Here is a 12,636-nt window from a genome sequence, read left to right as displayed (position 1 = left end):
CATGGAAAAAGGTGTGCGGTCGGTGGATGATCGGGTCCATCGGTTTCAGAATGCGCTGCGAAAGCTGCTGAAGCCTTCGGAATTCGATAACTCGCGCAATTATTGGGAAAAGCGTTATCGACGTGGGGGAAATTCGGGTGCCGGGTCGTACAACCGGCTCGCGGAGTTCAAAGCCGATGTTCTCAACGACTTTGTCGCGGCCAACAATATCGAGAGTGTCATCGAATTCGGATCGGGCGATGGGGCTCAATTGGCCCTGGCACGGTACCCTTCGTACGTTGGCGTCGACGTCTCCCAAACTGTCATCGAAGCAACGCGCCACAAATTCAGTGCCGACCGCTCGATGTCATTTCTTCACACCAGTGAAGTAACCGACGCGGACAAAGCCGACCTCGCATTGTCGCTTGATGTGATCTACCACTTGGTGGAAGACGACGTATTCGACGCATACATGCACCGGCTGTTCGATGCCGGTATCAAGTTCGTCATCGCTTACGCGAGCAATGAAGACAAGGCGTGGTCAGCACCGCACGTCCGGCACCGAGAGTTCACCCGGTGGGTCGAGGCCAACCGAGCCGATTTCGTCCTCACCGACCGAATCCCGAATGCTTATCCGTACTCGAAGAAGGACCCGGACAACACCAGCTTCGCAGACTTCTACATCTTCAGACGGACACACTGACCCTTGCGCCCGACCGGCTGCGCCACACCGCGTCGCCGGTGAACACGACCAGGGCGAGCCAGATCAGCACGAAGCCGGCCCACCGCCCTGCCGGCATGGGCTCGTGACCGACGAATACCCCCCACGCCATCTGCAACGCCGGAGTCAGATACTGCAACAAACCCATGGTGACCAGCGGGAGCCGTTGCGCCGCTCCGGCGAACATCAACAACGGCAGCGCCGTCACCGGGCCGCACAGCATCATCAGGACGGTATGGCCGGGACCCAGGGATGGCACCGTCGCCTGCCCGGCAACGGTGAGGGCGATGAGATAGGCCAGCGCGAACGGGGCGGCCACCCCGGCCTCGACGCCGACACTGACCCGCGGGTCGGCGCGAACGACCTTCTTGACCGCGCCGTACAGCCCGAACGAAATCGCCACGCCGAGACCGATCACCGGGATCTCACCGGTCTGCACCGCCAGCACGATCACCGCGGCCACGGCGATGGCCAGAGCCGCCGCCTGCGCGCGCCCCAACCGCTCACCGAACAGCGCGACGCCGAGCGCCACACTCACCAGCGGGTTGATGAAATAGCCCAGCGCAGCGTCGACCACGTGGCCGTTGCTGACCGCGTAGATGTAGATGCCCCAGTTCAGCGAGATCAGGGCCGAGGCGCACACCAGTAGTCCCCAGGTGCGGCCCGTGAGCCGACGCAGGTCACCCAGGCGGCGGCCGACGGCCAGTACCGCGAACATCAGCAAGACGGTCCACACAATGCGATGGGCCAGCACCTCGAACGCACTGGCCGGCTTGAGCAGCGGAAAGAATGCGGGAAACAGACCCCACGATCCGTAGGCGCCGAGCCCGAGAAGCAGTCCCCGGTTCTGATTCGACGTGGCCGTCGCGGTAGTGGTCACTGGCGATGCAACACGTCCAGTGCGTGCTGCAATTCCGGCGGGTACTCACTGGTGATCTCGATCCACCGGCCGTCAGCCGGGTGCGCGAAGCCCAACGAACGCGCATGCAGCCACTGCCGCTGGAGCCCGAGCTTTTTCGCCAACGTCGGATCTGCCCCGTAGGTAAGGTCCCCGCAACACGGGTGGTGCAGTGCCGAGAAGTGCACCCGAATCTGATGGGTGCGGCCGGTCTCCAGGTGCACGTCGAGCAGGCTTGCCGCGACGAACGCCTCGACGGTGTCGTAGTGCGTGACGCTGTGCCGGCCGCCCTCGGTGACGGCGAACTTCCAGTCATTGCCGCGGCTGCGGCCGATGGGCGCGTCGATGGTGCCGCTGGACGGATCCGGGTGGCCCTGCACCAATGCGTGGTACCGCTTGTCGACCGTGCGGTGTTTGAACGCCCGCTTGAGCACGGTGTACGCGCGCTCGGACAGCGCCACCACCATGACGCCGGAGGTCCCCACGTCCAGCCGATGCACGATGCCCTGCCGCTCGTGGATACCCGAGGTGCTGATCCGGAAGCCCGCGGCGGCCAGCCCGCCGAGGACCGTCGGGCCGGTCCAGCCCACCGAGGCGTGCGCGGCCACGCCGGCCGGCTTGTCCACCGCCACGATGTCGGCGTCGGAGTAGAGGATCGCCATGCCCTCGATCTCCTGCGGCGTGTTCTCCACCGGCGCCGGCGCCTCCGGCAGCCGGACCTCGAGCCACGAGCCCGCGACCAACTTGTCCGACTTGGCTGCCGGCGCGCCGTCGATATCGACCCCGCCGTCTTCGGCGATCGTGGCGACCGCGGTCCGCGACAACCCGAGCAGACGAGCCAGACCCGCATCCACCCGCATCCCGGCCAGTCCTTCGGGGACCGGCATCGAACGGCTACTCATCGGCCCGTTTCGGCCTCGTCGACGGCCGCGGTGGCCGGCCCCGACTCTGCCTCGGTGTGCGGCTCCGCCGCCTGCGAAGCGGCCGAATCATGTTGTTCGACAACCGCTTCCGCGGTATCGGCCGATCCCTCCGGCGGGCGCTTGCCGTCGGTGTCGAAATCGAAGCCGAACATGGACAGCCCGACCAACAACGCTGCCCCGCACACCACCGCCGAATCGGCAACGTTGAACACCGGCCACCAGCCGACGGAAAAGAAATCCACCACGTGCCCGCGCAACGGCCCCGGGGAGCGGAAGAACCGGTCCATCAGATTGCCCACCGCGCCGCCGAGGATCATCCCCAGGCCGAGCGCCCACCACAACGAAACCAGGCGCCGCCCCATCCAGATGATGCCCACCACGACACCGGTGGCGATCAACGTCAGCACCCAGGTGTAACCGGTGGCCATCGAAAAGGCCGCACCGGAGTTGCGGACCAATGTCCAGGTGATGGTGTCGCCGATGATCTCGACCGGCTGACCGGGCACCAGCAGCTTCACCGCCAGCACCTTGGTCACCACATCCAGGCCCAGCACCACCGCCGCCACCACCAGCAGCAGCCGCAGCCGCCGCGGGGCGGGCTGGGTCCGGGGCTGCGCGGTCACCGCAGGTCCGGTGTTGGCGGTCGCCTGCGGCTCCGCCAGCGCGGTCGCCTCCGGCTCCGCGAACTCGGTCGCCTCCGGCTCCGTGGATTCATCAGTCACGCCCCCATCATCCCAAAGACGTCGTGAGGAACAATCTCGCCCATGACTCGCGTCGTCGTGATCGCCACCGGAGGCACCATCGCAACCAGTACCGGCCAAGATGGAATAGCCCGGCCGACGCGCAGCGCCACCGACCTGGTGGGCGGCCTCGGCACCGGCGTCCAGGTCGACGCCGTGGACCTCATGTCCGTCGACAGCTCCGAGCTGACCCCGACCGACTGGGACCGGATCGGGGCTGCAGTACTGGCGGCCGGAGATGCCGATGGAATCGTCATCACCCACGGCACCGACACCATGGAAGAAACCGCACTCTGGCTCGACATCACGTACTCCGGCACGGTGCCAGTCGTGCTGACCGGCGCCATGCGCAGCAGCGACGCACCCGACGCCGACGGTCCCGCCAACCTGCGGGACGCGATCACCGTCGCCGCCAGTCCGTCCGCGCGCGACCTCGGCGTGCTGGTCAGCATGGCCGGCCGGGTGTGGCAACCACTGGGCATGACGAAAGCCGGCCACGGTTTGGTCGGCACCGCCGTCGGGTCGATCAGGGACGGCTCGTTCGTTCCCGACGCCGTCAAACGACGGCCACTGCTCGGTGCACTGACAGCGGCATCGGCGCCGCGCGTCGACATCGTCGCCGCCTATGCCGGTAGCGACGCACTGGCCATGGATGCCTTTGCCGCCGCCGGCGCCGGCGGCATCGTCCTCGAGTCACTCGGCTCGGGCAATGCGGGGTCCAAGGTGCGCACCGGCGTGCAGCGACTGTGCGCCGACGGTGTCGCCGTAGCTATTGCGACGCGGGTGCCCGGTACCCGCGTCACGTCGGGCTACGGCCCGGGCCGGGCATTGCTGGATGCCGGCGCCGTATCGGCGGGCGGGCTGCGGGCCGCTCAGGCCCGGGTGTTGCTGATGGCGGCGCTGGCCGCCGGGACGCCCGCTGCCGAGCTGTTCGCCGAGTGGGCTTAGCCGAACCGTCCCACTGGGCGGACAACGCGCGGCATCGGAGCACACCCGCCGGTGCGCCGCGCGGTATTCCACCGCACCGCGGCTAATCCACGCTGTCGTCCGCCGGCAACTGCGCCAGGTACTCCTGCCAGTCGAGGCTGTCGATCGGGTCGGCACGGGTGATCTGCGGATCGTCGGCCGCGACGGTGCGGGCCACGCCGGGCCCGCTGGCCCGGGTTTCGAAGCGCACCGTCATGACACCGTGCCCGGCTCCCTGCACCCAGCCGTGCCCGTGATCCGGATGCTGCACGTCATCCCCGATGCGCCACGGGGATTCGGCCGGCGGGGCACTCACCGGGCCGGCCTGACCGGCCGACGTCGCGACGTCGGAGCCGTCCACCATCTCGAGTTCCGGGAACAACGATTCCTGCCGGGCATCGGTCAGACCGGAAAACCCGACGCCCACAAGGCGAATCGGGCCGATCTCGATGGGGTCGAGCAGCAGCCTGCGGGCCGTTGCCGTCAACGTCGACGGGTCGGTGGTCGCGTACGGCAGCGTGGCCGAGCGGGTCAGCGTACTCATGTCGGACTTCTTCAGTTTGACCGTCACGGTGCGCGCGCCGCGACCATCACGCTGCAGCCGCCGGTGTGCGTGCTCGACGATGGGCCCGATATTCTCGCGCAGCTGATCCAGGGTGGTCAGGTCGACCTGGAACGTGGACTCGGCGCTGATCTGTTTGGCCTCGGCGCGCTCGACCACCGGCCGGTCGTCGATGCCGCGGGCCAGCCGGTGCAGCGCCGGGCCGACGGTGCCGCCGAGGACGTCGGCGGCTTCGGCATCGGTGAGCGCGGCCAGTGCGCCTACGGTCTCGATACCCAGCCGGTGCAGTTTCTCCTCGGCGACGGGTCCGATCCCCCACAGCCGGCGCACCGGCAACGCTTCCAGGAGCGGTCCCTGCTCGTCACCGCCGATGATCCGGACCCCGTCGGGTTTGGCCAGCCCCGACGCGATCTTGGCGACCTGCTTGCCCGAACCCGCACCGACCGAGGCCACCAAGCCGGTCTCGGCGCGCACCGCGGCCCGCAGGTCCTCGCAGAACTGCCGAGCCATATCAAGGTCAGCGCCGACCAGCTCGGCGGGCTCGCCGAACGCCTCGTCGAACGACAGCTGCTCGAGCACGGGCACCACGGCGCGCACCGCATCCAACGCGCGTCGACTGGCCACCGAGTACACCGCGCCGCGCGGCGGCAGCACCACGGCCGCGGCGCCGACCAACCGGCGTGCCTGGTGCATCGGCATCGCCGAGCGGGCGCCGAACTTGCGCGCCTGGTAACTCGCGCCCGCCACCACCCCACGGCCGCCGAGCCCGCCGACCAGCACCGGACGGTCCCGCAGTGTGGGCCGGGTCAACTGCTCGACGGACGCGAAGAAGGCGTCCATATCGAGATGTATGACCCAGCGATCCACAGTGCCAGATAGTAGGCCCGGACGGGTGGCTACCCTTCTGAACATGAATGACGTGCCGATCCGCGACGAGTCGATCCGGCTGGGCCAGTTCCTCAAACTGGCCTCGCTGATCGACAGCGGTGCCGACGCCAAGGCGGTTATCGCCGAGGGCATGGTCGAGGTCAACGGCGAGGCCGAGACCCGCCGCGGTCGGCAACTGAAGCCCGGCGATGTGGTGGCGTTCGCGGGACACCGCGCGCGGGTTGCCAGCGACCACCAGTAGCGTCCCAACCTGTGTGGGCCACCGTAGTGATGTTCGCCGTCATGGCGATGTGGGATCCAGTCCGACTCGGGGTGGCGGTTTTCGTCGTGATGCGCAACCGCCCCATCCCTGCCCTGTTCGTGTTCTGCCTCGGCGGTCTCACCTCGAGCCTGGTGGTGGGCCTCAGTGCCGTCTACCTCTTACACGGCACCACGAAGCGCCTCGTCGCCGACATGAACTCGTCGACCACCTCGATCGATCCGGGGGACGCCAAACTGGTGATCGGCGCCCTGGTGCTACTGGTCGCGGTCGCACTGCTGTTCCGGGCCGCGACGAAGGCCCCGGTGCCCGCGGCGGGCGCCAGTTCAGCCGGGGAAACCGAAGCGGAGATCGAACCGGCGGCGCCGGAGTCGGCAACGTCTCTGACGGCGCGGCTGACGAGCTGGGCACGTCGGCTGATGCGGAGTCAGTCACTGTGGGTGTCGTTTCTGGCCGGGCTATGGGCCGGTCCCGGCCCGCATGTCGAACTGGTCGGCGCACTCGGCGTGATCCTCGCGTCCGGTGAGTGCAAGTCCACCCAGGTTGCCGCGGTCGTGGTGTATGCCGTCGTGTCGTTCGCGTTCGCCGAAATCCCTTTGCTGTGCTACTTGATAGCGCCCGCCAAGACGCAGCAGTATCTGGCGCACGTACCGAATTGGCTACGGGCGCGGCGCATCTGGGTCGTGGCGACCGCGTTGACGTTCTTGGGCCTCTATCTAGTGTTCACAAGCGTGTTTTCGTAGCTGGGCCCCATCATTTCGCTGTGCGGCCCCTTTGAGTTGCCTGAGAATCAGGACTGTGCTGTGTGCAGCCACCGTCGGGCGCTGATGGGGTTGGGCACGCGGATCAAGCTGGGCGCCAGCACTTTCACACGGACGACCGGATACCCGACCGATATAGTCGGCCGGTGACCGCCGGACCTACCTCCATATCGCGTCCGGGCTTGTCCCGTTGGCAAGCGCTGGCTCCGCTGATCCTCGCCGTCAGCGCAACCCTGCGAGTGGCCTCGACGATGGGCTACTACCTGGTCAAGGGCGACGCCTTCTTCGATCTTCGGGTGTACGTTCTGGGCGGCTCCGCGATCTCGCACTCGGGTGCGTTGTACGACTTCTTCTACATCGACCCGACCAAGGGCGAACACCTACCGTTCACCTATCCACCATTCGCCGCAATAGTGTTCGCGCCCTTGCATTTAGCGCCGTTCGGGGTGATCGCCTTCGCCTGGCAGGTCGCCTTGATCGCGGCCGTCTACGGCACGGTCAGACTCAGCCAGAAGTTCATCGGCGGTGGCAGCCAGCGCACGGCGATGCTGTGGACTGCGGGGGCGCTCTGGATGGAGGCGCCGAGCAGCAGCATCCAGTCGGGGCAGATCGGCATCTTCCTGATGCTCGCCGTGCTGTACGCCGCATATGACTCACGATGGTGGCTGTCCGGCTTGCTGATCGGCGTGGGCGCCGGCATCAAGCTGACGCCCGCGATCACCGGTTTTTACTTCGTCGGCGTTCGGCGCTGGGGCGCTGCGCTGTTCTCCGCCGTGGTGTTCTTCGGGACCGTCGGAGTGGGGTATCTGTTCTTGCCCGACGAGACCCGGCGCTACTTCCCGCACCAGATGGCCGAGGCCGGCAAGTCGCTGCCCGTGGGCTCTGCGTGGAACCAGTCCTGGCAAGGCGGGTTGTCCCGAATCGTGGGTCATGACATCGGCATGTCGCCCTTGGTGATCGGTGCGATCGTGGTCACGGGGGTGCTCGCGGTGCTGGCGTTCCGAGCACTCGGCGGCGAGCGCGATCGACTCGGGTCGCTGCTGGTGGTGCAACTGTTCGGGTTGCTGGCCGAACCGGTGTCCTGGACACATCACTGGGTGTGGGTGCTACCGCTGATGATCTGGCTGCTGTACGGGCCCTGGCACGAGCGGCCGGGCGCGCGGTTCCTGGGCTGGGGCTGGGTGGCACTCATGGTGCTCAGCGTGCCGAGTGTGTTGTCGTTCGCGCAGCCGAACATCTGGCAGATCAGCCGCCCCTGGTACCTGGCCTGGAGTGAGATGGTGTACATCTTCGCGGCCCTGGCGACCATGGTCTGGATCGTCAGGACAGGGCGTCGTGGTGAAGTCACCGATCGGGACTGAGCGACTGCACCGGTCGGCACCCGCGCTGCTGGCGGTGAGCGCGGTCGTCCTACTGGCGCTGACCATTCCCAGCCAGCCCAACCTGGTGGACTTCCATGTCTACGTGCTCGGCGGCGCCGCGCTGGAGCACCCCGGCACGTTGTACACGTTCGCCTACTCGGATCAGTCCCCCACCCAGCCGCTGCCGTTCGTCTACCCGCCTTTCGCGGCAATCCTCTTCTACCCGTTACATTTTCTGCCCTTCGCAGCCGTCGGGCTGCTGTGGCAGATCGCCATGATCGCCGCGATGTACGCCATCGTCCGGATCACCCAACACATGCTGGGCACCGGTGACGTGCGGGCGGCGATGCTGTGGACCGCCGCGCTGATCTGGCTCGAGCCGGCGCGGGTCAGCATCAACCTCGGGCAGGTCGGAGTCTTCCTGACGCTGGCGGTCTTGTACGCGGCCTACAGCAGCCGGTGGTGGGTCTCCGGCTTGCTGGTCGGCCTGGCCGCCGGGGTGAAGCTGACACCGGCCGTCACCGGGCTGTACTTCATCGGGCTACGACGCTGGGCCGCCGCGGCGTTCTCCGCGATCGTATTCTTCGCGACGGTCGCGCTGTCGTGGCTGGTCGTGCGCGATCAGGTGCGGCACTACTTCACCGAGGTGATGGGCGATACCAGCGTCAACCCGATCGGCATCGCTCTGAATCAGTCGTGGCGGGGCGGCATCTCGCGGATCGTGGGCCACGACGCCGGGGAAGGCACCCTGGTCCTCATCGCGATTCTCGGGACCGCAGTGCTGGCCGGGCTGGCCTGGTGGGTGATGGGCAACCGGTCAGGTGCGCGCGATCGGCTCGGCTCACTCCTGGTCGTCCAACTGTTCGGCCTTCTGGTGTCACCGATCTCCTGGGTGCACCACTGGGTGTGGGTCGCACCGCTGATCATGTGGCTGTTGCGCGGGCCGTGGCGGGACGAACCCGGCGCACGGGTCCTCGGCTGGGGCTGGATCGCCGTGACGTTCGTCAGCGTCCCCAGCATCTTGGCCATGGCCGAACCGAGCCTCTGGCAGATCAGCCGGCCGTGGTACCTGGCCTGGGCCGGGCTGGCCTACATCGCCGCGGCGATGGCCACCCTCGCGTGGATGGTGGTCACCGGCAGACGACTGCGCTCGAGCAGTCAGGTGCCTGCCGGTGACCAGCCGGTCACCGAAAAACGTTGGTGACGCTCACGCTTTCGCGATGACGGCTCGCACACCGTCGCCGACATCGGCACCGTCGGCCAGGTCCGTGGCAACCACGACGGTGAAGTCGGTGGCCAGGATCTCGCCGGCGATCAGGTCGGCATGCGCCGTCGCCCACGCCTGTTTGTCGGCCGGCACCGCGAACGTCACGGTGATCCGGTCCGACACCTCGAGCCCGGTGGCCTTGCGCAGGTCCTGCAGTTCGCGGATGCGGTCCTTGGCCCAGCCTTCGGCCTCCAGCTCGGGCGTCACGGTGGCGTCGAGCACCACCAGGCCTGCGCCCTCCGGCAACGCTGCGGTGAACTCCGGTTCCGCGGCAACGAGTTTCGAGCTGTACTCGGTGGGAAGAAGGACCGCGGGCCCCGCGGTCAACGTGCCGTCGGGGTTGACGACACCTTCGCCGGCCTTGACCGCCTTGATCGCGGCCTGCACATCCTTGCCGATGCGCGGGCCCGCCACCCGGGCGTTGACGGTCAGCTCGAACTTGCCGTAGGCGTCGATGTCGTCGGTGAGCTCAACGGCCTTGACGTTGAGCTCGTCGGCAATCAGATCGACGAACGGCCGCAGCGCCTCCGGGTTATCCACGGCCACAGTCAGTTTCGGCAACGGCAGGCGCACTCGCAGTTTTTTGGCCTTACGCAGCGACGAGCCCGCCGAGCACACCTCGCGCACCCGGTCCATGGCGGCGACCAGCTCCGGGTCGGCGGGGACGACACCGGCTTCCGGCCAGTCGGTGAGGTGGACCGAGCGCTCGTCGGTCAGGCCACGCCAGATCACCTCGGTGGCCAGCGGCAGCAGCGGTGCAGCCAGCCGGCAGGTCACCTCCAGGACGGTGTGCAGCGTGTCGATGGCGTCGGCGTCCTCCTCCCAGAACCGTGAACGCGACCGTCGCACATACCAATTGGTGAGGGCCTCGGCGAACTGACGTAACTGCTCGCACGCGCCCGAGATATCGCAGGCATCGAGCGACTCCGTCAGCGTGTCGCGCAGGTCGGCGAGCTTGGCCAGGATGTAGCGGTCGAGCACGTGCGGTGAATCCGTGCGCCATGTGCCCTTTTTGGGCGCGTAGAGGGCCAGGAAGGAGTACGCGTTCCACACCGGCAGCAGCACCTGCCGGACGCCGTCGCGGATGCCCTGCTCGGTGACGATCAGGTTGCCGCCCCGCAGGATCGGCGATGCCATCAGGAACCAGCGCATGGCATCGGACCCGTCGCGGTCGAACACCTCGGACACGTCCGGGTAGTTGCGCAGCGACTTGCTCATCTTCTGGCCGTCGTTGCCGAGCACGATGCCATGGGCCACACAGGTTTTGAAGGCCGGACGGTCGAACAGCGCGGTCGCCAGCACGTGCATGGTGTAGAACCAGCCGCGTGTCTGGCCGATGTACTCGACGATGAAATCGCCCGGGAAATGGGCAATTTCACCGCTGCCGCCATCGAACCAATCGCGGTTCTCGAACGGGTAGTGCACCTGCGCGTAGGGCATCGAGCCCGAGTCGAACCAGACGTCGAACACGTCCTCGATGCGGCGCATCGTCGACTTGCCGGTCGGGTCGTCGGGATTGGGCCGGGTCAGCTCGTCGATGTAGGGCCGGTGCAAGTTGTCCGGCCGGACGCCAAAATCACGCTGGAGCTCATCCAGGCTGCCGTAGACGTCGACGCGGGGATAGGCCGGGTCGTCGGACTTCCACACCGGAATCGGGCTGCCCCAGTAGCGGTTTCGCGAGATCGACCAGTCGCGCGCGTTAGACAGCCACTTGCCGAACTGGCCGTCCTTCACATGCTCGGGGTACCAGGTGATCTGCTGGTTGAGCTCGACCATGCGGTCACGGAACTCGGTGACCTTGACGAACCACGAGGACACCGCGCGGTAGATCAGCGGGTTGCGGCACCGCCAGCAGTGCGGGTACGAGTGTTCGTAGGTCTCGTGCCGCAGCAGCACCGGAGCGTTGACCGCGGCCGGGCCGCTGCCGTTCTTCAGGTCCTTGATGATCTGCGGGTTGGCCTCGAAGACCTGCTGCCCCTGGTAGTCCGGCACGGTCGAGTCGAAGCGGCCGGTCGAGTCCACCGGGGTGACCGCGACGATCCCGGCGGCGTCACAGGCGGCCTTGTCGTCCTCGCCGTACGCCGGCGCCATGTGGACGATGCCGGTGCCGTCCTCGGTGGTCACGAAGTCGCCCTGCAGCACCTGAAATGCCGGGTTCGATTCGGTGCTGCCCTGACCTCGGTCGACGAAGAACGCGAACGGCGGCAGGTAGTGCGTGCCCAGCAGTTCGGCGCCGAGGTAGCTGCCCACGACCACGGGCTCCTCACCGAACTCGCGGGCATAGGCGGCCAGCCGGGGCTCGGCCAGGACGTAGTTCTGCTCGTCGGGACCCACCACCTGCACGTACGTCACCTCGGGATTGACCGCGACGGCCTGGTTGGACGGCAGCGTCCAGGGCGTGGTGGTCCAGACCAGCAGCCGCGCGCCGGCGACGGGACCGTCGGTCGCCAGGAAGCCCACGGTCAGCGCCGGGTCCTGCCGGCTCTGGTAGACGTCGTCGTCCATCCGCAGCTCGTGGTTGGACAGCGGGGTCTCGTCGTTCCAGCAATACGGCAGCACCCGGTTGCCCTCATAGGCCAGGCCCTTGTCCCACAACTGCTTGAACGCCCAGATGACCGACTCCATGAACGTCAGGTCCAGGGTCTTGTAATCGTTGTCGAAGTCGACCCAGCGCGCCTGGCGCGTGACGTATGCCTGCCACTCGTTCGAGTACTTCATGACCGAGGCCCGGCAGGCGTCGTTGAACGCGCCGATGCCCATGGCCTCGATCTGCGCCTTGTCGGAGATGCCGAGCTGGCGCTGTACCTCGAGCTCGGCGGGCAGGCCGTGGGTGTCCCAGCCGAACCGGCGCTCGACCTTGAAGCCACGCATGGTGCGGTAGCGGGGCACGATGTCCTTGACGTAGCCGGTCAGGAGGTGGCCGTAGTGCGGCAGACCGTTCGCGAACGGCGGACCGTCGTAGAAGACGTATTCGGGGGCGCCGTCGCGGCGGGCGATGCTGGCGCGAAAAGTGTCGTCGCGGGCCCAGAACTCCAGGACCTCGGTCTCGAGGTCGGGGAAGTTCGGTGTGCCACTGGCGGTCTTGGGGTACGCGCTCACGTCAGGGGTCTCCAGTGCCGTCAGCACCAAACAGGTGCTCAGTTCCAGGCACGGGGACGACGATCTCGCGTCTGGACGCGAGCGCCGCGGTACCACCCCGCTTGCGCACAACCAGACCCGGAGGTCCGGCGCGTGCGCCGCTCAACTGACGGCGATGACGGGCCTACCCGTTCGGTTCTACTGAGCAGCGGCAATCGGGGCCACCGCGGCCG

At 67.4% G+C, this 12,636-nt stretch carries 11 protein-coding genes; 6 read left to right on the top strand and 5 right to left on the bottom strand.

Annotation, left to right across the window (positions count from 1 at the left end):
• The first annotated feature begins 22 nt into the window (after positions 1-22).
• A complete protein-coding gene (locus G6N59_RS02165; RefSeq protein WP_197907905.1) occupies positions 23-682 on the top strand; it encodes a methyltransferase domain-containing protein in 660 nt (219 codons plus the stop codon).
• Here G6N59_RS02165 and rarD read toward each other — a convergent pair.
• From rarD to lspA, 3 genes are read right to left on the bottom strand one after another with little or no spacing between them, the layout of a single operon-like run.
• Positions 666-1,580: an EamA family transporter RarD gene (gene rarD, locus G6N59_RS02160; protein ID WP_138230634.1), complete on the bottom strand. Its 915-nt coding sequence runs from the start codon at positions 1,578-1,580 to the stop codon at positions 666-668. The two genes, G6N59_RS02165 and rarD, sit on opposite strands and share 17 nt — an antisense overlap.
• Complete coding sequence (locus G6N59_RS02155) at positions 1,577-2,500, bottom strand: RluA family pseudouridine synthase (protein WP_138230633.1); 924 nt, start codon at positions 2,498-2,500, stop codon at positions 1,577-1,579. The genes rarD and G6N59_RS02155 overlap by 4 nt, the downstream gene beginning before the upstream one ends.
• On the bottom strand, positions 2,497-3,243 hold the full coding sequence (gene lspA, locus G6N59_RS02150) for a signal peptidase II (RefSeq protein ID WP_407665798.1): 747 nt from the start codon (positions 3,241-3,243) through the stop codon (positions 2,497-2,499). Before lspA ends, G6N59_RS02155 begins: the two co-directional genes overlap by 4 nt.
• Before the next feature lie 42 nt (positions 3,244-3,285).
• On the opposite strand from lspA, the gene G6N59_RS02145 reads away from it, so the two are divergent.
• Positions 3,286-4,209: an asparaginase gene (locus G6N59_RS02145; protein ID WP_138230632.1), complete on the top strand. Its 924-nt coding sequence runs from the start codon at positions 3,286-3,288 to the stop codon at positions 4,207-4,209.
• 82 nt (positions 4,210-4,291) lie between these two features.
• On the opposite strand, the gene G6N59_RS02140 is transcribed toward G6N59_RS02145, so the two are convergent.
• Positions 4,292-5,701 (bottom strand): DNA polymerase IV, encoded by a 1,410-nt coding sequence (locus G6N59_RS02140; protein ID WP_138230631.1) that lies wholly within the window; start codon positions 5,699-5,701, stop codon positions 4,292-4,294.
• Here G6N59_RS02140 and G6N59_RS02135 point away from each other — a divergent pair.
• From G6N59_RS02135 to G6N59_RS02120, 4 genes are all read left to right on the top strand, one after another.
• Positions 5,700-5,918, top strand: a complete 219-nt coding sequence (locus G6N59_RS02135) for an RNA-binding S4 domain-containing protein (protein ID WP_138230630.1) — start codon at positions 5,700-5,702, stop codon at positions 5,916-5,918. The two genes, G6N59_RS02140 and G6N59_RS02135, sit on opposite strands and share 2 nt — an antisense overlap.
• Before the next feature lie 11 nt (positions 5,919-5,929).
• Complete coding sequence (locus G6N59_RS02130; protein ID WP_138230629.1) at positions 5,930-6,679, top strand: GAP family protein; 750 nt, start codon at positions 5,930-5,932, stop codon at positions 6,677-6,679.
• Positions 6,680-6,843: 164 nt separating this feature from the next.
• The gene (locus tag G6N59_RS02125) at positions 6,844-8,058 is read left to right on the top strand and encodes a mannosyltransferase (RefSeq protein WP_234884229.1); all 1,215 of its coding nucleotides are present in this window, start codon (positions 6,844-6,846) and stop codon (positions 8,056-8,058) included.
• Entirely contained in the window at positions 8,036-9,262 is a 1,227-nt protein-coding gene (locus tag G6N59_RS02120; protein ID WP_234884228.1) for a mannosyltransferase, read from the top strand. The genes G6N59_RS02125 and G6N59_RS02120 overlap by 23 nt, the downstream gene beginning before the upstream one ends.
• A 3-nt stretch (positions 9,263-9,265) precedes the next feature.
• Here the strand turns inward: G6N59_RS02120 and ileS are convergent, their stop codons facing one another.
• Entirely contained in the window at positions 9,266-12,424 is a 3,159-nt protein-coding gene (gene ileS, locus G6N59_RS02115; RefSeq protein ID WP_138230627.1) for an isoleucine--tRNA ligase, read from the bottom strand.
• Positions 12,425-12,636 lie beyond the last annotated feature (212 nt).

Source organism: Mycolicibacterium aubagnense (assembly GCF_010730955.1).
Classification (GTDB): domain Bacteria; phylum Actinomycetota; class Actinomycetes; order Mycobacteriales; family Mycobacteriaceae; genus Mycobacterium; species Mycobacterium aubagnense.
The sequence above is the reverse complement of the archived record's forward strand: the minus strand, read 5'-3'. Positions and strand labels throughout refer to the sequence as shown.

Coding starts and splice junctions, on each gene's coding strand:
- G6N59_RS02155 (WP_138230633.1), bottom strand. CDS start 2,500: ATGAGTAGCCGTTCGATGCCGGTCCCCGAAGGACTGGCCGGGATGCGG.
- G6N59_RS02140 (WP_138230631.1), bottom strand. CDS start 5,701: ATGTTCAGAAGGGTAGCCACCCGTCCGGGCCTACTATCTGGCACTGTG.
- G6N59_RS02145 (WP_138230632.1), top strand. CDS start 3,286: ATGACTCGCGTCGTCGTGATCGCCACCGGAGGCACCATCGCAACCAGT.
- G6N59_RS02135 (WP_138230630.1), top strand. CDS start 5,700: ATGAATGACGTGCCGATCCGCGACGAGTCGATCCGGCTGGGCCAGTTC.